The 20520-nt window shown below is 43.1% G+C and carries 19 protein-coding genes; 14 read left to right on the top strand and 5 right to left on the bottom strand.

Translation table 11 applies throughout. The features are described from left to right. Positions 1–33: 33 nt before the first annotated feature. From OZ660_RS18655 to OZ660_RS18625, 7 genes are all read left to right on the top strand, one after another. The gene (locus OZ660_RS18655; RefSeq protein WP_274741981.1) at positions 34–1416 is read left to right on the top strand and encodes a sigma-54-dependent transcriptional regulator; all 1383 of its coding nucleotides are present in this window, start codon (positions 34–36) and stop codon (positions 1414–1416) included. A gap of 13 nt (positions 1417–1429) precedes the next feature. Then, the gene (locus tag OZ660_RS18650; protein ID WP_274741980.1) at positions 1430–2686 is read left to right on the top strand and encodes a sensor histidine kinase; all 1257 of its coding nucleotides are present in this window, start codon (positions 1430–1432) and stop codon (positions 2684–2686) included. Positions 2687–2868: 182 nt separating this feature from the next. Further along, positions 2869–4734: a methyl-accepting chemotaxis protein gene (locus tag OZ660_RS18645; RefSeq protein ID WP_274741979.1), complete on the top strand. Its 1866-nt coding sequence runs from the start codon at positions 2869–2871 to the stop codon at positions 4732–4734. A gap of 23 nt (positions 4735–4757) precedes the next feature. Further along, positions 4758–5930: an alginate export family protein gene (locus OZ660_RS18640; protein ID WP_274741978.1), complete on the top strand. Its 1173-nt coding sequence runs from the start codon at positions 4758–4760 to the stop codon at positions 5928–5930. Between the two features lie 133 nt (positions 5931–6063). After that, positions 6064–6375: a hypothetical protein gene (locus OZ660_RS18635; RefSeq protein WP_274741977.1), complete on the top strand. Its 312-nt coding sequence runs from the start codon at positions 6064–6066 to the stop codon at positions 6373–6375. A 106-nt stretch (positions 6376–6481) separates the two neighbouring features. After that, positions 6482–7552 (top strand): GGDEF domain-containing protein, encoded by a 1071-nt coding sequence (locus OZ660_RS18630; protein WP_274741976.1) that lies wholly within the window; start codon positions 6482–6484, stop codon positions 7550–7552. Positions 7553–7779: 227 nt separating this feature from the next. Next, positions 7780–9135 (top strand): OmpP1/FadL family transporter, encoded by a 1356-nt coding sequence (locus OZ660_RS18625; protein ID WP_274741975.1) that lies wholly within the window; start codon positions 7780–7782, stop codon positions 9133–9135. 45 nt (positions 9136–9180) lie between these two features. On the opposite strand, the gene OZ660_RS18620 is transcribed toward OZ660_RS18625, so the two are convergent. Then, positions 9181–10065 (bottom strand): LysR family transcriptional regulator, encoded by an 885-nt coding sequence (locus OZ660_RS18620; protein ID WP_202262838.1) that lies wholly within the window; start codon positions 10063–10065, stop codon positions 9181–9183. Between the two features lie 415 nt (positions 10066–10480). On the opposite strand from OZ660_RS18620, the gene OZ660_RS18615 reads away from it, so the two are divergent. Then, positions 10481–11488: a 5'-methylthioadenosine/S-adenosylhomocysteine nucleosidase family protein gene (locus OZ660_RS18615; protein ID WP_202262837.1), complete on the top strand. Its 1008-nt coding sequence runs from the start codon at positions 10481–10483 to the stop codon at positions 11486–11488. Positions 11489–11610: 122 nt separating this feature from the next. Here the strand turns inward: OZ660_RS18615 and OZ660_RS18610 are convergent, their stop codons facing one another. Then, a complete protein-coding gene (locus tag OZ660_RS18610) occupies positions 11611–12054 on the bottom strand; it encodes a DUF2721 domain-containing protein (RefSeq protein WP_274741974.1) in 444 nt (147 codons plus the stop codon). A gap of 190 nt (positions 12055–12244) precedes the next feature. On the opposite strand from OZ660_RS18610, the gene OZ660_RS18605 reads away from it, so the two are divergent. Next, positions 12245–14326 (top strand): TonB-dependent receptor, encoded by a 2082-nt coding sequence (locus OZ660_RS18605; protein ID WP_274741973.1) that lies wholly within the window; start codon positions 12245–12247, stop codon positions 14324–14326. Between the two features lie 194 nt (positions 14327–14520). Further along, positions 14521–15813, top strand: coding sequence for an NAD(P)/FAD-dependent oxidoreductase (locus OZ660_RS18600; RefSeq protein ID WP_274741972.1), 1293 nt, complete (start codon positions 14521–14523; stop codon positions 15811–15813). An 85-nt stretch (positions 15814–15898) separates the two neighbouring features. Here the strand turns inward: OZ660_RS18600 and OZ660_RS18595 are convergent, their stop codons facing one another. Then, the gene (locus tag OZ660_RS18595; RefSeq protein WP_274741971.1) at positions 15899–16465 is read right to left on the bottom strand and encodes a YceI family protein; all 567 of its coding nucleotides are present in this window, start codon (positions 16463–16465) and stop codon (positions 15899–15901) included. Between the two features lie 19 nt (positions 16466–16484). Further along, complete coding sequence (locus tag OZ660_RS18590; RefSeq protein ID WP_274741970.1) at positions 16485–17012, bottom strand: cytochrome b; 528 nt, start codon at positions 17010–17012, stop codon at positions 16485–16487. A 267-nt stretch (positions 17013–17279) separates the two neighbouring features. Between OZ660_RS18590 and OZ660_RS18585 the strand changes: the two genes are divergently transcribed. The 4 genes from OZ660_RS18585 (at position 17280) to OZ660_RS18570 (ending at position 19357) form a co-directional block, all read left to right on the top strand. Continuing rightward, on the top strand, positions 17280–17603 hold the full coding sequence (locus OZ660_RS18585; protein ID WP_274741969.1) for a hypothetical protein: 324 nt from the start codon (positions 17280–17282) through the stop codon (positions 17601–17603). A 42-nt stretch (positions 17604–17645) separates the two neighbouring features. Next, entirely contained in the window at positions 17646–18209 is a 564-nt protein-coding gene (locus OZ660_RS18580) for a CBS domain-containing protein (RefSeq protein WP_202262830.1), read from the top strand. Positions 18210–18364: 155 nt separating this feature from the next. After that, positions 18365–18814, top strand: coding sequence for a hypothetical protein (locus OZ660_RS18575; RefSeq protein WP_274741968.1), 450 nt, complete (start codon positions 18365–18367; stop codon positions 18812–18814). Between the two features lie 108 nt (positions 18815–18922). Continuing rightward, on the top strand, positions 18923–19357 hold the full coding sequence (locus tag OZ660_RS18570; protein WP_232369627.1) for a hypothetical protein: 435 nt from the start codon (positions 18923–18925) through the stop codon (positions 19355–19357). Between the two features lie 2 nt (positions 19358–19359). On the opposite strand, the gene OZ660_RS18565 is transcribed toward OZ660_RS18570, so the two are convergent. Continuing rightward, on the bottom strand, positions 19360–20313 hold the full coding sequence (locus OZ660_RS18565) for an alpha/beta fold hydrolase (protein ID WP_274741967.1): 954 nt from the start codon (positions 20311–20313) through the stop codon (positions 19360–19362). Between the last annotated feature and the right edge of the window lie 207 nt (positions 20314–20520).

The following is a 20520-nucleotide window of genomic DNA, read 5'->3' as shown; positions in this document are numbered from 1 at the left end:
CCCAAAGACTGGGGCTTTCACTTAAGGAGTCACATGCAAGTTTCAAAAGGAATGATAGTTGTCGTTGATGATGACGAAGATATTCGTTTAGCACTGTCGATGCTGCTGTCAAACCATGGTTATCAAGTACTAGAGGCGAGTAGTCCTAAACAGTTGGCGCGTATTGTGGCGCAGCAGCTACCTCAACTAGTGTTGCTAGATATGAACTTCAGCCGTGATACGACAAGTGGAGGAGAAGGGCTTGAGGTGCTTTCTCAGCTCACACAGCAAAATATTCGTACGGTATTGATGACTGCATGGGGAAATATTGAGCTTGCTGTTAAAGGGATGCAGCTTGGTGCTGCGGATTTCTTTGAGAAGCCGTGGGATAATCAAAAACTTCTCGATGTCGTGGACAAACATATTTATTCGTCTACAGAATTAGGCAGTAACGCACATCGCAGAGCAACCACAAAACCCGCTAAACGGGCCAATGCATGGGTTGCCCAATCGCCTGCAATGCGCCAGTTAGAAGAGATGATTGAACAGGTGGCCAACACGCAAGCAAGCGTACTTATTTTAGGTGAAAATGGAACGGGTAAATCACTATTGGCTGAGCGCTTACACCTACTTTCAAACCGAAATAGTGCACCGTTTGTCTCGGTAAATATGGGGGCTATTCCTGAAAATCTCTTTGAAAGCGAACTGTTTGGACACGTTAAAGGCGCGTTTACTGATGCCAAAGATGCACGCAAAGGACGATTTGAGTTGGCGCAAAACGGCACGCTGTTTATGGATGAAATTGGTGCCTTGCCAAATGCCGTGCAGCCAAAGTTGTTACGCGTATTAGAAAGCAATGAGTTTGAGCCGGTGGGTTCAAGTACAACGCACAGTGCTGATGTCAGAATAATTAGCGCGACAAATGCCGATCTTAACGACATGGTGGAGAGTGGTAATTTTAGGCGAGATCTTATGTTTCGTTTAAATACTTTTGTACTCTCCTTACCGCCCTTACGAGAAAGAAAAGAGGATATAACCTTACTCGCCACGCATTTCATTGAATCGTTTTCAGCTAAGTACCAAAAAGCAAAATTAACGCTGAGTGATGATGTAGCCATTTTACTTAATAACTACTCTTGGCCGGGTAATGTGCGCGAGCTTAGCCACGTAATTGAACGTGCCGTCATTTTGTGTCGAGAGACAGAGATTTTGCCTGCTCACATTATGTTACCTGACGACACTCAGTCTAAGGATGAGCGCAATTCAAACGTGTTACGTTCTTTAGATGATGTGGAATATGACATGATTACTCACGCCCTCAAAAAGTACCAAGGCCATGTTAGTAAAGCCGCTTCTGCATTAGGTATTTCTCGTAACGCGCTGTATCGCAGATTGGAAAAATACCAGTTAAGCAAAGAGGATTTCGAAGTTGATTAAAACGCGGCGCTCCGTGGAGTTCAAAATCAAAGTTGCGCTTGTCTTTACTGTGCTTATGTTCCTTGTCATGGCGGGTATTATCGGCGTTGCGTTTGAATGGTCGTTGTTGGCAATCTGCACCATGCTATTCTTTTTATCATACCCGCTTTGCTGGGCAGCATGGCGAGTTTGGGATTTTTGGTGTTCATCCATTATGCGCGTAAGTACCTATGTGCAAAGCGTCAATATGGGGGAATCTAGTACGAGCTTAGCAAGGCGAGGCTCGTCTGTACTCATTGATGATCTCGTTAGAGAAATTGAACTGTTACAATCAAAAAGTGCAATAGGAAGCACATCGACCCAACTACTCCCTATTCTGCTATCGCAGTTGTTTGAAGATATCCCTATTGTCATTATCGCTTTCGACGACAACTTCACATTAATTTATGCTAATCGAGAAGCGTATGCCATGCGCGAGGTGAGCTTATTGCAGGGCATGCATGCTCAACAACTGGGCTTTACAGTTAGTAAAGACCAAATCCATCATCCAGCACTGACGCGAAGTTGGCGCTGTCAGTCGAGTGCACTTAATTATATGCAGCAGTCAGCTTACCTTTTCACTGCCATCAATATTGACTCAGAACTTAAACAAAGTGAGCAGGCCGTACAGAATAACATCGTTAGAGTGCTAAGCCATGAGCTGCGAAATACGCTTACACCTATGTCGTCTATGGCGGATACATTGTTATCGATGTCTAATTGGGATCTTGAGCAAGTGCGCAAAGTGCTGAGCAGAGTAAAAAGTCGCTCTGATGGGCTACTTAGCTTTGTAGAGCGATTCGCAGAAGTGGCAAAAATACCCGAGCCACAATATGAGCGTTTCGATTTAACGACGGTTGTTGAGCAAACCAAGACGCTTTTAGGCGAAAAAGACCAATTGCGTTTTTCAGGTCAACACACCTGTTATGGCGACCCACAGTTGTTAGCTCACGTACTTATAAACCTTGTTAAAAACGCATTAGAAGCGGTCGAAGAAAACGATGCCATTATCGACGTGCAATTCTATTTAAGTGATTCGCAGCAACACCTTATTGTTACAGATAACGGTACGGGGTTCTCAAATATTGAAAACGCGAAAACGCCGCTTTTTACCACCAAAGAACACGGGGCAGGTATTGGCTTAGCGTTTGTCGAATCAGTTATCAGCAAACACGATGGAAAGCTAGCACTCTTGAACGGCGCAAATGGAGGCGCCAAGGTTGAGTTGGTGTGGCCCCTTCAGTACAACTAGCGATTGCTTGTTCTTCTAATATTAAAATACGTTTGGTTAGAACATTTGGCGTATATGTTTAAAAACACGATATTTGCTTAAGTAGCATACTGCCGCTCGCGTTATTCCATTTTGCTATATGAAAATAGTATTAAGAATACGCAAGAGCTAAGCATTCTACTAACTAGTGTAAGGGAAGATCCGTGTTTGATAGTTATATGGTAAATAGTGCCAATGAAAGTCGCCTGCCTAAATGGTTTATTTACTTTATTTGTTTGTGCTCCATGGCTCCTATTGTGTTTAACCTTATGGGAGGAGATGCATCAGTCCTAAGCTATTCCAACAATTCTTCAATAGTACATAGTCATGTGGAGTTTGCAACGCAAGCATCGACCCTGGCGGGAGTTGATGATGACAAGAAAAGCATTGGTCAGTTTGTCGACCATATGTTTTACGGTCTACCAGGCGCTTTTTGGCACATTATTTGGGAATGGAGCGCTATTGCAATTGCGTTTGTTAGTGCCATCTTAGCGTTTGCCCACTATCGTGTTCGCAAAAACTTTGTTGTTCCCTTTATTGGTGTTGTCATGCTTTGTGCTGGAGTGATGGATTTATACCACACACTAGCAGCAGCTCGGTTGATAGAAGTTTATGCTCCAAATAGTCAACTCATACCATTTACCTGGGTTGAAGCAAGGTTGTTCAGTGCAATTGGTTTTACAATAGGTGCCGTTATCCTATTGTTATTTAATATAAAAAAGTCTCACCACATTCCTATACTTGCGCTTACTGGAGGGGGGTTGCTCATATCAGCGTTTGTGATCATGGGAATTACCAACCAAAGTGTAACTTTACCAGCGAGTCAATACCCAGACGCTACAATTACTCGCCCTTTTGATGTGATTCCCTTAGTGTTGTACACAATTCTGGGAGCTGTTTTATTTCCTATTTTATATCGAAGAGCCCCCTCAATTTTTTACGCCAGCGTAATCTTGAGTATGGTTCCTCAAATAGTAGCTCAACTGTATATGGCATTCGGTTCAAGTGCACTTTTTGACAACGGGTTCAATATTAGCCATTACCTAAAATCTTTGTCATATCTTGTCCCGTGTATTGGCATCATAATTGACTATATCGCCATATCTGAACAGGGTTCAAACATTACTAAAAACCTAGAAAACCTTCATCAGAACATAACCGACAAAGTCTCAGAGTCTGTTAGAGAGCTTACTACTATGGCAAAGAAAGTAGGTGAAGGAGCTAGCGTAGTTTCGTCTTCTAGCGAGAAGTTACGACAATTAGTTAATCAACAGTTTGAGTTCACCACTCAGTGTGCATCGGCGATGGAAGAAATGACAGTATCTGTTGATGATGTGAGCATGAATACTAGAAATGTCGCAGATACATCCCATCAGGCGAATGATAGCGCCTTATTGGGTAGCAAAACCGTGTCTGCCAGTATTAATTCTATGGAAGAAATAGCGAAGTCTGTTTGCTTGGTCGCAGAAAAAATAGAGTTGCTCAATGAAAGTAGTGAGCGAATCAATAAAGTTGTGTCGGTGATAAGTACAATTGCAGACCAAACCAATTTACTAGCGCTTAATGCTGCGATTGAGGCCGCCAGGGCAGGGGAACACGGAAGAGGTTTTTCTGTTGTGGCAGATGAAGTACGAAGTCTTGCTGCGAAAACACAGAATGCCACTAACCAGATAGTCGAAACAGTTGAGTCAAACTTAGCTGATACGCAAGTATCAGTAGAACGAATGCGCCTTAGTATGGATATGGTTAGTAAGGGCTCAGACTCGGCTGCCTCAGCAAAGATCAATATGGAAAATATTGTTTCTAGTTTTCAACAAGTCACCATGATGATTTCACAGATTGCTACAGCTAACGATCAGCAAGCTGCAGTATCGAAAGATATTTCTTTACAGCTGAACCAAATTAACGAGATTAGTGCTGAAGTCGTCAACACAATTTCCAATTTAGCTGCCTCAGCAGAAAATCTGTCATCGTTTTCAGAGCAAACACTTCTTCTCGCAAATGAGCTTTCATTTGAGAACAACCACTAATAATAAATATAAAGGTTCTAAATATGAAATACCTGACTTTAGTAGTATTTACTGCTCTATCTATGTTTGCTCAAGCAAAACAACTTGGCGCTATTAGCACCGCAATATCTAAAGGTGATGTCGACGTAACTTTTCGATATAGAGTTGAAACTGTCGATCAACATTCTTTTTCAAAAAATGCGTTAGCATCAACATTACGCTCTAGGTTGAGTTATCAATCAGGCAGGGTTCATGGACTATCAATTGGTGTTGAGGTTGATAATGTTACAAGCATAGGAACAGATAAATTCAATAGTACCGCTAATGGTAATACTATTTATCCACTGGTAGCTGACCCTGAAGGAACTGATATAAACCAGTACTTTTTGAAATACACGAATGACAGCTTTGTTTTTACTGCAGGAAGGCTAAGAATTAACCATGGAAACCAAAGGTTTGTTGGAGGTGTAGCGTGGCGTCAGAATGAGCAAACGTTTGACGGCTATCGCGTGGAATGGCAGCCGCTGAAGAAGTGGCAATTAGACTACAGTTATGTCTATAACGTTAATCGCTTATTTGGTCCTGATGGCCCGAACTCAAACGCGCCGGGTACCTTCAAACTACTCCAATCCGTATACAAGGCTACCGATACACACGCTATATCAATGTTCAGCTATTGGCTGGATTACAAAGACACAACATCGTTATCAACAGAAACTCAAGGTATCGATTACCAAGGTGGTTATCAGAATGTCAAATGGCGCACTGTTTATGCCAAACAAAGAGGCTTTGAAAATAACCCTGAATCGTATTCTTTGGATTTTTGGTCGCTCAAGCTCGATATGGGGTTAGGGAAATCAAATATATTTGTTGGCCAAGAGTCGCTAGAAGGCGATGGCAACAATGCGTTTTCTACCCCTCTTGCAACGCTTCATAAATTTCAAGGTTTTGCTGACCAATTTATTGCTACACCTAAAAATGGATTGGTTGATTTATACGTGGGTGCAAACCATAAGTTTTACAAATTAAATGCAACTGTAACTTATCACGAGTTTGAAGACTTCGATAATAGAAAGCTGGGTAACGAAGTCAATGCAGTTCTAAGTTACAGCGTAAGCGACAGAGTAAAATTACTGTTTAAATATGCTAGATATAATGCTGATTCTCACAAGGAAGATACAGAGAAATCATGGCTTCAAGTCAACGTCAGCTTATAGAGCTGTGTTTGTATTATAGGATTAATTGGGGTCGCCTGTGATAGTTACACTTGAATCAAAAAACTTAAATTTTATCATTCCAAATAGAGACTGTTTTACTCTTTACGCACAGTTTCAGAGGAATACTGTTTTCATGAAGCGACATGGGTTTTTAAAAACAGTTGATGAAGCGTGGTCAGCATTGTGTGGCGATGCGGGAACCTGGTTCGTAAGAGATATTGGAATATGGGTTATCCAGTGCAAATCTACGCATCAATTGATTGGTACCACTGGATTTTGGGAATCAAAAAGTAAGACTCGAGTTTTTGAGCTAGACCTTCTTCCTTATGCAGTAAATCAGCAGACGAAGCGAGAAATAGTGAAAACCATGTTCGAATATCACAAGAATAATTTCGGTAATCTTGATTGCTGCTATGAAACCATATCAGAGCTAGTTGTGGAATAAACTATTAGGTAGCCAAGACACAGGTGGTACATTAAAACTCGCAAGCACAGAGTGAGGGTTCGCGTTATACTCAATCAAGAGCGTTGATGTTTTTCATAGGTAAAACGTGAAGCTAAACAAAGCTACCGAATTAATTCGCCTGCGCATTGCACTTATCATAGGTGCCTGCCTTGTTTTAGGTTTTACGGTGGCAGATGTTCTGCTCTTACCCAGTAGTATGTACTCGCTTTACTTTTTCGACCGTCTTCTCTTGCAACTACCCATCATTGCCGTGGTCGTCGTTTTCTCTTTTTGGCACCGTTTTGCGCAATGTAAACAGTTTCTCTTTACCGGACTGTTAGTGGCACTGACCTACAGCAATTATTGGCTTATTTGGTCGTGCTGGCATGAATTTCAATTCGCTTTTCCATATGAAGGCACCATTTTGTATGCTTTCTTTTGTGTATTCGCGCTAGGCATTCCTTTCAAACTGGCCGTTGCTGCGAATACCATCAATATATTGGGGTTTTTGGCGCTAATGTGGTTTGCGCCAGTGTATGGTGACAGAGTCGCTATTTCTATTGCCTTTGTGTGCGGCTCTCTATTTATCTGTGCCTATGCTAAGTATCGTCTCGATCGCAGCGTAAGTATGCTTAAAGAGAGTAACGACAGGTTACTAAAATTAAGCAAGTATGACCCATTATCAGACCTACTCAATCGGCGAGCACTACGCGAGCTAAGCGTGAAATTGCTCGCACTAAGCAAGCGTCACAAGGTGTCTATGGCAGTATTGATGCTCGACCTTGATGATTTTAAGAAATACAACGATAACTTTGGTCATCAGCAAGGTGATGACGCAATAAAACTGCAAGCCGATATTATGCGTAGCGTATTTAAGCGAGACACGGATATTTTAGGTCGCTATGGCGGAGAGGAATTTATTGTTGTGCTAAGTGATATCACTAAGCAGCAAGTGGCAGTGCACTGCGATGCGCTGCTTGATAAGTGGAAGCAAAAAAATGTTGTTCATGCGGATGGTGCTAAACATCCGACGATGAGCTGCTCTATAGGCGCGGTAATCGCATCTGACTTACGTGATATTACTATAGACAAACTCATCGATAAGGCCGATCAGGCTCTCTATGTTGCTAAAGAAAAGGGTAAAGCACGTACAGAGTTAGTGACGTATGAGAGATAGCCTTAACAAAATACCTGTATCTTTGTCGTTTAATGTCTGGTTAACAATGTTGTGATCTCGTGTTAACTCTTCATTATCAACTTTGCTTATAAATGCGTCGAAGTTGTTGCTATAATTGTAAAAAATGCGATAAAAGTCCGTAAATGTCGTTTACTTGCATTGAACAAAAGTACTCATATCCGTAGAATGCCCAGCTGCAATTTTTCCCCTATTACTATGAGTATTTTATGAAGCAACAGTTTTCTTTACGTGCCTCAGTATGCTTAGCGCTAGCTACTTTAGCCTCTTCATCTGCGCTAGCTGCTGGTTTTCAAGTTAATGAACACAGTGCAAATGGCCTTGGTCGCGCTATGGCCGGCCAAGCGGCTAAGCCAGAGAATGCCTCTATTCTTGCAACTAACCCCGCTGCTATTGGTGTATTTAAAGAAGCTGAATTCAGTGCATCTGCAAGCTTTATTGACCCAAATGTAGACATTGATGGTGCAGTAACATACAACCTAGGTGACACAGTAGTAAGCGCAAGCCCAGCAGCGGAAGACAACATCGCTGATACGGCAATTGTGCCAAGCTTTTTCTATGTTTCTCCTATTAATGACAAGCTCTCTGCTGGTGTAGGCGTATTTACAACCTACGGTCTTCGTTCAGACTACTCAGATGATTTTGGTGCGCTTCATTTTGCTGACACGGCAGAAGTAAAAACGGTAACGTTAAACCCTGCTGTTTCTTACAAAGTAAACAAGCAGCTTATGGTCGGCTTTGGTTTAAACATTACCTATGCAGAAGCTGAGATTGGCTCTGGCGTATCCGATACATTAGCAGGTACGGTTGCTGGCTTAGCGCCGACAGCAGAAGCATTAGGCATTACCCTACCAACACTTACCCCAGGTGCTTCACTATTTAGCATGGAAGGGGATGATTGGGGCTACGGCTGGAATGCAGGTATTTTCTGGCAGCCAACTGATGTGACAAATATTGCGCTTTCATACCGCGCAGAAACTAAGCTCGAGCTGGAAGGTGCGGTGTCGTCACAAACACCTATTTTCCCTATTAACCTTAATCAGCCTGGTAGCCTAGATTTAAACCTTGCGGCAACGACTGAATTAGCTATTGATCAAAAAATTGATAGCCAGTGGTCTGTACAAGCAAGCGTAGTGTTCACAGATTGGAGCACATTTGAAAAGCTTGAAGCTAACCTGGAAGATGGCGTTGACTTCCTGATAAAAGAAGAGAACTTCGACGACTCTTGGCGTGCGGCTATTGGTGTGACTTATGTCTTGAATGACGAGATTACACTTCGCGCTGGCTATGCGTATGACGATGGTGTGGTGTCAGTAGAGAATCGCTCTTTAAGTATTCCTGATACTGACCGCCAGTGGTTCTCTGGTGGTTTGACGTATACGATGAGTGACGACACTTCAATTGATGTAGCGTACGTGTTTATTGATGGCCGCGAAGCGAAAATCGACAAAGACAGAACGATTTTAAGTAACGTTCTACCAGGCACTGACTTTACGACTAACTTTTCTGGTACTCAGTCAGCAACTGCTCATATTCTTAGCGTACAGCTAAATACACGCTTCTAATTTTCATGCACAAGCTAATAAAAAGGCAGCCACTGGCTGCCTTTTTTATATCTGCTCAAACAACTCTTGTAAGCAGGTAATTGCTGCGCTTATCTTTTTAGGGACAAGGTCTCTTTTTGGTGTAACGGCATACACGGTGTAATCCGGCAATTGCCAGTCACAAAACAGTTGTTTCATTTCACCTGATTTAAGAAGGTGACGGATCTCTGGCTCTGGTAACACCGCATAACCCACCCCGTCTTTCGTTAGTTGAATTAGGGTTTGCATGGAGTTGACATCAATACGCTGTGCATCGAGTTCGTAACTTTCGTGTTGTTTGTGCTCCATGGTATAGGTATCGATATGACGGTGCGAAATGTACGTATACTCGTTAAGTTGTTCGGGCGTTATGAGTGTTTTACTAGCCAACGGATGTGATGACGATACACATAAAATGCGTTGCCATGTTGCTAGCTCTAGACTACTAAAATTAGTGTCTGAAACAGGTGCAAAACACAGTACCAAATCGGCGCACGATGCGATGATATCCTTGGGTTCGTCGGTAAGCGTTAACGACAGAGAAAGTTTGGGAAATGCTTCGCATAAAGTGCGCAAAGGCTCACTTAGCAACCCGCCGCCAAACCCTTCTGGCGCAATAATATTGATTTTACCAGATGGATTGTCTTGCAGACTTTCAATCTGCTGTTGTGCGACGTGTGCCGTTTCAAGCATTCGCTTGCTAGTATCGTAGTAAATTCGCCCAGCTTCTGTCAGACTCAAGCTTCTGGTATTGCGATTAAACAAGCTTAGACCGATATCTTGCTCTAGCTTTCTTAGCTGTTGGCTTATTGCAGAAACCGTCATGTGTAACTCTCTTGCGGCTACACTCATGCTGCCACTATCGGTGACTGCAACAAACACCTGTAGTGATCGTAAAAGTTTTGAATTCATGGCGCCTTAGTCATCCTTTTATGGCCGTAATGTTCAATTTTCGCTTGTTATTATTATTTTTAATTGCTTGTGCGCTTATTTCGCTAGCATGGTAATAGTATTAAATTTTTGCAATGAAATAGCGAAGTCTGCCGTATTTTATCGCCAATTAGCGCTTTTCTGGCTTTCTTTACTAAATCTTTACTGGTGAAAATTTATTCTATTTAGCTGCATATTAAATATTAATATGCACGATTTTGGTGAATTTGTATCCATTTTGTAGATGTTTTGTTTTAAGAAAGTAAAACCTGTTTATTCACTCTTTTAATGTGACAATAAAGTGGTAGCTTATTAAAGCGTGTTGAGCTTTGCTGCAAAAACGTACGGTAAAAAACAACACGCTCTAAAAAACTAACCGTTCCTAGCGAGAATAAAAATGAAAAAGTACCGCGTTCTTTTACTCATCCTCTTTACCTCTGTGTGGCTTGGAGGGTGTGCTTCGGTTGAAAAAAGCGCTTCGATTGATTTTGGTCCAGCGACATTTACACAGCCCGGTTTTACCGCAATAACAGTAGCCTATGCACCAGAGATGGAGGGCATTCTTAACAGAATAGCGCAAGATCCTAACGCTTCTATTCATACTACTAAGACCATTAAAGGTGTAACTTACCGCTTAGGTACCTACCACGACGAACCGATTCTGGTATTCGCTACCGGAATGAGTATTGCCAACGCAGCCATGACAATGCAAATGGCCTTAGATTACTTTCCTGTCAAGCAGGTGGTATACATGGGGATTGCAGGTGCAGTAAATCCCAAGTGGCAACCTGGCGATGTTATTGTGCCAGCGCGTTGGTACTATCATGATGAAAGTGTCTACACCAACGAAGACCCGAATAACCCCGGCCAATATATCCTGCCAGAATACTATGCGGCGTTTATGGAAGAGCAAGAATCTCGCCGCGCCCAAGACCCGCACATACCACACTATAAGCCTTTCCACTTTATTCATCCCGACGAAGTGTTAATCGTGAAAGACGGTATGGATAAACCGAAAGACACTGCTTACTTTAGTGCATCTGAGCGCTTGCTTGAGGCAGCGAAACAGGCCATGGCAGAAATGCCCGTACAACGTGTATTAGATGAGCGGGACGCTAAGTTATTTGTGGGCGGTAATGGCATAACGGGGTCGGTATTTATGGATAACCGAGAGTACCGTAAATGGACACGAGACGTTTTTAACGCTGAAGTAACTGAAATGGAATCAGCTGCAATTGGTCAAGTGTGCACAATTAACAATGTAGACTGGGTGATTGTGCGCGCTATCAGCGACTTAGCTGGTGGGCAAGAAGGTGTGAACGTGGAGAATAAGTTTGATAAAGAAGTATCGCGCATTGGGGCCAATGTACTGTTTTCTGTATTAGACACATTGGCTGAAAAATAAAGATGTCACGTGTGAGTGTTGGCTGAATACTGGCCAACACTCACACCCCAAAATTCGCCTATATGCTATCTGTGCATTGGTGAATGCACGAAAACGCACTGTTCACCCTTGGTTCCTTTCACCTAACGAATAGTGCGAACCAGCTTTATCGTATTGGTTGCTAATTTTACTTCTATCAGAAATACCACCAATGCACTGATGAGAAACATCATTGCTAAAATGAAAAGTACGATAACGGGCGTTTTTAAATCTACTACCCACAGTAAGCCAGAGAACAACGCCATAATGACGGTACATACCATTAACCCAGCTGCGACACACAATCCTATTGCCCAGTTGATCACTTGTACTCTGCGCCATAGCACCTTAATTTCCGCTTTTGAACGGTCAACAATATGAGGGTCAGAAAGTGTGTGAATTTGGCGTTCTGCCACCCTCACTCTATCTGAGATACGACCTAATCGAGAAGACATTACATTGAGAAAGCCAGCAATACCGGTAAGCAAAAATACAGGGGCAACAGCGAATTCGATGAGCTGCGAAAGACTGGGAATTAGGGTGTCCAATAGTATCCTCCAAGTGTAGTTCGTCTAGGACCGTAATAACGTGCCAGAGCAAACACTATGCCACGAGAAAAATTGATGTACTGCCTTTTTTGATACTTATCTTTAAAATATTGGTTTTTAGCTTATGTTCAGAGGCTTACAGGGTACAATGTTTTATAGTGCCGTTGATTTACACATTAAAGGATAAAACATGACTGTGAAGCCGTTGTTTCTCTTGTCTCTTTTTACCACCACTTCAGTGCTAGCAGCACTTTCTGCCACGGCTATGGGGGACGAGGCTAACTACATAGAACGTATCGAAACAACATCAAGTCGTATAACAGGCAAAGCCAATGCAAATGGTTATGTCGTTTCTTCAATCAACAGCGACGATCTTTCGCTACTTTCACTTCAGCATATTCAAGAAGCGCTCAACTACGTCGCGGGTGCTGGGGTGCAGCGTGGCAATGGTCAAGAATATCTACCTGCACTTCGTTCACCTGTACTAACGGGGGCAGGTGCCTGTGGTGGTATATTAGCGGCAGAAGACGGCATTGCACTTCGAGCCGCAGGTTTTTGTAATATTAACGAATTGTTTGAAGCTCATGGCGAAATGGCTGAGCGTATTGATGTGCTAAAGGGGCCCGCGTCACCACTTTATGGATCAAACGCTATTCATGGTGTGATAAATGTTGTTACGCCTGATACCACTGTTAGTGAGGGCTTATTGGCCTACGACTATGGCTCATTTGGCTTTAATCGCATAAAGCTAAGACAGGGAAAGGATTTTGGGCAAAGTGGTGTTGGCATTAATGCCAGTATCACGCGAGACAATGGCTATCGTGACAAAGAAGGTGTTGACCAAGAGAAAGTGAACCTGCGGCATCGACTAAACTTAGCCGACACTGTCATTACTTCCGGGTTTACCTACACTAACCTTGATCAAGATACAGCAGGATATATTACGGGCTTTGAGAGTTATAAGAACGACAGCGTAGCGCAAGCTAACCCCAATCCAGAAGCATTTCGCAAGGCACAAAGCACAAGGTTTTGGAGTAAAGTCGAAACCTCTTTTGACGGCGGCCATACACTGTCGATAACGCCTTACTTACGCGACCAAAGCATGGACTTTTTGATGCACTTTTTGCCAGGAAAACCGCTAGAGAAAAATGCGCAACATGGGTTAGGAGTACTGTTGCAACTGAACTATGTAATAAGTCCAGCATTAAATATTGATGTGGGTATTGATGTTGAATACACCGAAGGGGAACTTGTTCAGTCACAAGATGCGCCAACGCAAGGGTCGGCTTTTCTAGTTGGTACTGTGCCACAGGGCAAGCACTACGATTACGATGTTGACGCCACTCTCATCGCGCCTTTCTTTGCGCTTAACTGGCAACAAGCGCGTTGGAATGTATCGGTAGGTGGGCGATTTGAAAGTATGGAGTATGATTACACAAATAACATGAACGCAGGGCGTCTACGCGAAGATGGCACTGAATGTGGTTTCGGTGGTTGTCGTTATTCTCGACCTGAAAGTGGCAAAAACGATTTTGATAATTTTAGCCCATCGCTAAGCGCGAGTTATCGATTAGATGGTCAAACCTACATCTACATGGGGCTATCTCGTGGTTTCCGCGCTCCGCAAGCGACAGAATTGTATCGCTTGCAGCGCGCTCAGCAAGTCGCCGACCTAGACTCGGTAACGGCGACAAACTATGAAGTAGGTCTTAAAGGGCTTATGGATAATGGGCGCTATACATTGTCATTGTACAGTTTACGTAAAAACAACGTGATTTACCGTGACAGTGATTTTTTTAATATCAATAACGGTGAAACATGGCACCGAGGCATTGAAGTGGAACTAAGCCAGGCTATTTTACCGAACTGGACGTTTGATGTGGCAGCGAGCTATTCACGACACACCTATGAACACAGTCAGCTTCAAGGTGAAGTCGATATTAAAGGTAACGATATCGATACTGCACCTAAGCTACAGCTTAATGCGCGGCTAAATTACGATGTTACCGATACCATTCGAGCTCAATTAGAATGGCAGCATGTTGATGATTATTTTACAGATGCTGAAAATGCCAATGAATATGAAGGGCACGATTTGCTGCACGCCAGAGTGAGTTACGGGATTACCAGCGACATCACAATTAGCGCAAGAATAAACAACCTACTTGACGCTGATTATGCCGACCGTGCTGATTTCACAACCTTTAGTGGCCCTCGTTACTTTCCGGGTAGACCGCGTAACTTCATGCTTAGCGCATCATTAGCGCTATAGCACTATATTTAAAAAGCGCCTGTATACGCTTGTGCCCAAGCGTATACAGGCGTACTCTTAGGTATTAATCATCGCTGACAAAAGTTAGCGAGCAACGCATACCTAACGTAAAAGACATGGGTTGCAGTCATGCCACGTATTGCTATTGCAAAAGCAGTAGTCATAGGTGGAATGATTGTAAATAGGTAAAACCCATGCAAAAAATAGTTATTGTTGGTGGCGGTGCTGGTGGTCTAGAACTAGCCAGTCGCTTAAGCCGCACCCTCGGGAGAAAGAAACAAGCCGAAATAACCCTTGTCGACCGCAGTCGAACCCATATCTGGAAGCCACTTCTGCACGAAGTTGCCGCCGGTGTTATCGATAAACATTCAGACGGTGTGGATTATGCCATTCACGCTGCGGCTCACCATTATCGCTTTCAATTAGGCGAAATGTGCGCACTGGATGCTGAATCGCAAACCATCACACTGAACCCTCTAATTGACGAAGAAGGTGCCCAAGTATTGCCTGAACGTCATATCCATTATGATCAACTGGTTCTTGCCATTGGTAGTGTTAGCAATGATTTCGGCACCCCCGGTGTTGCTGATAACTGCTATTTTCTCGATTCACTTTTGCAAGCTGAACGTTTTCACCGCGCTCTGCTAAACCAACTTATCCGTATCAACCAGCAAGAAGATAAAGATGCTCGTATTAATGTTGCTATTGTTGGGGCTGGCGCAACAGGCACCGAGCTTGCGGCTCAGCTTCATCACGTGGCTAACTTATCAAAGGCCTACGGTATGCCAGACATGTCAGCTTCGCGCTTGAAAATTACTATCGTGGAAGCGGGAGAACGTATTTTGCCTGCACTTCCTGAGCGTATAGCAAATTCAGCGAGAAAAGCATTACATAAATTGGGCGTCGATATAAAAGAACAGACCATGGTGGCCGAGGCCGATGAAAATGGGCTGATTACCAAAGACGGTAGCCGAATTGAAGCGGACTTAATGGTATGGGCGGCAGGCGTTAAAGCGCCAGACTTTATTACTAAAATGGGGTTGTTTGAAACCAATCGCGCCAATCAAATTTTAGTCGATAAGCAATTGAGAAGCTCTACGCATAAAAATATTTGGGTGTTAGGCGATTGTTGTGGTTTTCAACAAGACAACGGTAAATGGGTGCCACCAAGAGCACAATCGGCACATCAGATGGCTGATATTGTGGCATACAATATAAAGGCGTTGTTTAACCAAAAAGAAGTGAAACCCTTTGTCTATCAGGATTATGGGTCGCTGGTTCACCTAAGTAAATACAGTACAGTTGGTAGCCTAATGGGCTCTTTATCAAACAGCAGTATGTTTATCGAAGGGCGTTTAGCTAAATTGGTTTATGTGTCTTTGTATAATATGCATCAGTTTGCGGTACATGGAAAAATTAAAGGTGCGCTTAAATTACTCGTTAAAAAGCTTAGCCATGCCATTAGCCCAAAGTTAAAACTTCACTGATAACAATGTTGATAGTTAGCATGAAAAAGCCCCTACTTAGGGGCTTTTGTATTTATTTTGGAAAAAGTGTGCGGTATGCGGTGTATTACTGCTTAACACCTTCTACATGAAGCTCAAGTTCAACTGCTTGTGATGCTGGACCCAAGTCGTAGTCAATACCGAAGTCTTTAAGAGCAATGGTTGTAGTTCCCGCAAAGCCTGCGCGGTAACCACCCCATGGATCTTTACCTTCACCGATTTTTTTGGCTTCGATCGTAATAGGTTTAGTTACGCCGTGAAGCGTGAAATCACCCATTACGTCCATCATACCATCGCCTTTATCGACAATTTTTGTGCTAACGAATTTAGCTTTAGGAAAATCGTCAACATTGAGGAAATCGTCGCTTTTTAGGTGCTTATCGCGCTCAGCATGGTTCGAATCGATACTGTCAGTATCGATAGTTACCATGATTTTCGCTTTGCTTGGCATACTGTCATCGTAGCTGAATGTACCTTCAAAGTCGTTGAAACGACCGGTTAACCACGAATAGCCAAGGTGTTGAATCTTAAAGTTGATAGAGGCATGTGCACCTTTGCTATCAATAACATAATCCGCCGCGTGAGCAGTGCTTAAAGACAGCGCAGCTGCCAAGGCAAGTGTTAACTTCTTCATTATTTCTCCTTAAGTGTATCTATCGAAGCCGTAACATCTGCTTCATTGTGTCGTCTTTATTAATAAAGTGGTGTTTCAATGCCGCAAGCGCATGCAGTGCAGCAACAATAATTACTGTCCAAGCTAAATAGAAATGGATATCACCTGCCACGTCTTCCTGATTTTCTATCAGCTCACCAAAGGCGGGTACTGAAACCCAGTTAAAGATATCAATAGCGCGTCCGTCAGCTGTTGAGATGAGGTAGCCCGATATAAATAGACCAAACAGCAGCAAGTACAAAAGGCCATGTCCTATTTTGCTCAGTGCTTTTTCCACCTGATTTCCATAGGTAGGAGGACGCGTTGAAATCATCCGCATAAGTATGCGGTAAAGTGTTAACGCAAACAGGATTAAGCCTACGCTTTTGTGCCAATGAGGAGCGGTTTTGTACCAATCGCTGTAATAGGTCAAGTCGACCATCCACAGGCCTGAAGCGAACATGCCAATAACGACAATCGCAGTTAGCCAGTGTAGTAGCCTTATTGTTAGTGGCCATTTGGCTTTCATCAATATCCCTTGGTGTTATCTAGTACCAGTGAGTGTATGTCTTAAGTTACGAATTAAACATTGCATTTTTTTTGTGAAACTATTCGTCTTTTTCGAATTTGAAAGCAACACCTAATGGTGACCTTATCGTCCAGTGGAAGAAAAATTGCGCTTAGCTGAACTGTTAAACGGCTAAAATGAGCCTATAGTTTAATCAGTGGGCAAAATATTCAATGCGAATTGGCGGTCTTGCTCACGACATCAATTAACTGAACAAGGTTTTACATCGTGCGTGTATCGTTTGTAGTACTGGCTTTGATTATGCCTGTACTGTTTTCTTCGCTACTAACATTCTCTTCTATTGGAGAAGAAAAACGCGCGATTACGCATTCCAATAAAGATAAAGCTGACAGTTCAATATCATTTGTTGTGGCGCAATGGGAGTTAAGTGCGTCCGATGTACTAGAAGATGATGTTGATGATGATGGGCTTTCGCTTTACGCTTTGCTTGAGAGTGAGCATAGTGGTGACCTAACAAGTTCTGCAACACGACCCATTCATTTTCGCATTTATCGCGAAATCACTATCCGAGGACCTCCTTCGTTTTCTTAATCAAAGCCCCCTTTTTTATTATTTTGATTAGGAGATGTAGGTATGCACGCCTTAAATCTATATAAAACCGAAACTATCGATACGTTAGCATGGCCAGTGGTTGAAAATACGATCACCGTTAATTCCCCCGCAATGGCTGTGTTTACCGATTTTAAACAACACCTACCCCATGTCATAGATGGTAGAACGCCCGCTACGAAAGTGGAGGCGATAATGCGTCAGTCACACGTAAGAATGATGTTGGTAGTCAACAGTGAGAATCGCTTCATGGGTATTGTGACAAGTCATGATGTAGGCGAGCAGCAGCTGATAAAGCGTATGACTGAGCTCAATCTAAAGCGAGAAGAGCTTTCTGTAAATGATTTCATGCGCCCCAAAACGTCGCTGATGTCGTTTGATTTTGTTGAACTTGCCCGTTCCTCAGTCGGTGATGTCATTGAGACGCTCAAAGACTATGGGCAGCATCATTGTTTGGTAATGGATAGAGAATCCCATGAAGTGCGAGGTGTTATCAGCGTTAGTGATATAGCCAGAGAGCTTAAGTTACCGCTCGATATACAAGGGCGCCCAACATTTGCTGAGCTAATTACTATTCTCGCTGCCTAATTGGCTATTTTTTTGAAGTGAACCATACTTTGAATGCAGTGACATTATCTGCATTCGAAGTGTGGCCTTACGTCAACTTCGATGTTCTTTGTTATCTTAGTCAATGTCTGAAAAAGCTTGGTGAATGCAATAAGAAATGAAGTTGAGGCGAAGTTATGAAGTACGCTCATGGTGAGTACGTAGTAAGCCGTTGTGGAGCGATAATGGCTGTTCAGGCACAAGGACCATGGAATCGTGAGTGCGTAGTTAAATTTGCTGAAGATTACCGGTCAGAAAGAGAAGGCCTAGCTGGAAACCGATGGGGAGATATCGTCTTCGTGACGGGCGAATCGCTTTTCGTTCCGGATGCTGCCGACGTACTCAAGTCTCTAGTGAAGAGTGTTATGAAACTGGGCTTAAGTCATATTGCAGTGGTGTTAGGTAACTCTACAGTGCGCTCATCCACTAAAACGCAATTAGAAAAAATATACAATAGTCTCGGGATTGCCCACGTTTTTGTTGAAACTAATGATCAGGCCGTGCACTGGTTAGAAAGTGAAGGCTATTTAGTCGATAAAACAGCACTTTTAGCTCACTATCTCAAATCCCCTACAAATCCGAATTAAGTTACAGCGACAATTGGCCTTAGCGTTATGTCGAGCATGAATGGTATGTAAATAGCATTCTAACTATCAATATGGACTAACAGCAGTGCAAAACATAGAGATAGAATTATGAATAGAACGCTATTTCCCACCAGTGTGGTTACAAAAGCATTTACCTGGGCTTACCAAGAGCTTGGCCTAAATATTAAACAAGCCTCTGAAATATTGGGTATTTCACCGTCATCACTTGCGCAAACTACCCTGTTAGGGTTTGAGAGTGGCACGAGGGAATATCGAACGCAGCTTGCTTTCATTCGTATGTATCATTTACTCATCACTATGTCAGAAGGGGACAGTGAGCAAATGCAAGTGTGGTTCACTCGATACAATATCGACTTGGCTGCGTCGCCTTTTTCTGTTTGTAAGTCCTCTGATGGTATTGAACAGGTCACAGAGCATCTGCGCAGCGTTAAACAGCAGCAAGCGCTAGGATACGGCCTCATGGATACACTAGAGTCACATACTTTACGAAGCAAAGTTTCTCAAAGTAGTGCCTTTCATTAGCGTTATTCCGCAGCCTTTGGCGATACTGCATCCGATGATGTAACGCTTTCGATAAATGCTGCGCAAGCTTCTGGCTGTGTGATAGGGACCATGTGACCGGCTTCAGATAATAGCTGGGATTGTGCATCTGGTAGTTCGCTCAAAACCGCTGACATGTGTGTGTTCGGATCTAAAATAGCATCTTTTTCACCGTACAATACGCCCACTGGGCATGTGATATCACGATACCGGTCTTTCTGACGGTGCAAGCTTCCTTGTGCAGATACTGTATCGCGGCTCCCTTCGTAAAAACTTCTAGAGTGTAATGCAAGTATGCCTCCTCCGTTTACCGCGAAGTCATGAGGGACAGCTTCTGGGTAAAAAATTTGTCCGACTTGCTTCTTTCCAAACTGCACGCGAAGTGGGCTGGCAATTGTCGATGATACCGTCTTTCTTACGGGTTCATGGGGGATATAAAGCATTGATAGCGGGCCTGCACCACCTGTAAGGGGGGTTGTGAGTGGGCAAAGTAAGGTGACAGACGAAATTGTGTCAGGAGCGTCGAGTGCCATTCTTAAGGCAATTCCTCCACCCATCGAGTGGCCCACGAGGGACGCTGAATGGATATTTTCTTTTTCCATCCATTCTAACAACATCGCACTTTGCGTTTCGAACGTAGCTGATGTGCGACGAAATCGAGATGAAAAGCCACTACCAGGTCTATCCACACAATAAACGGTGTACTTCTCTGCAAGTAAACTGGCTAATGCAGCGAAATTCCTACTGTTGCCAAGTAGGCCGTGTATCAGAATTAAACTGGGACCATTGCCTTGTACTTGCCAGTGAATAATACCACCATTGACAGTAGTAAGTTTTCCGCTAGGCGAAAAGTTCTTCTCAATACCTTTATCGACTTTATTGGTAAAGAGCACACCAGCAATAATAAGCAGAGCAATAACAATAAGCAGTATGAACATGAAAAGTTCCTGATGAATGTGTAGTTTTTAAGCTATCCATTTCGGTTTTGAAGATCAACAAACTCTTAATGATAGATCTCAATACACGCTTTAGTGCGTCGCTTTTCTTTAAGTATTAAGGTGAGCCAGCATAGCTGATACACTTGTTATAAATGCAGTGGTAAAGACCCTGCTAAAGAACGTCGTACTGAATTACAGGTCCTGAAT

Origin of the sequence: Alteromonas sp. 009811495, assembly GCF_028865455.1 — a bacterium.
In the GTDB taxonomy this organism is placed as follows: domain Bacteria; phylum Pseudomonadota; class Gammaproteobacteria; order Enterobacterales; family Alteromonadaceae; genus Alteromonas.
Note: the sequence above shows the minus strand (reverse complement) of the source record. Positions and strands in the feature narration are given on the sequence as shown.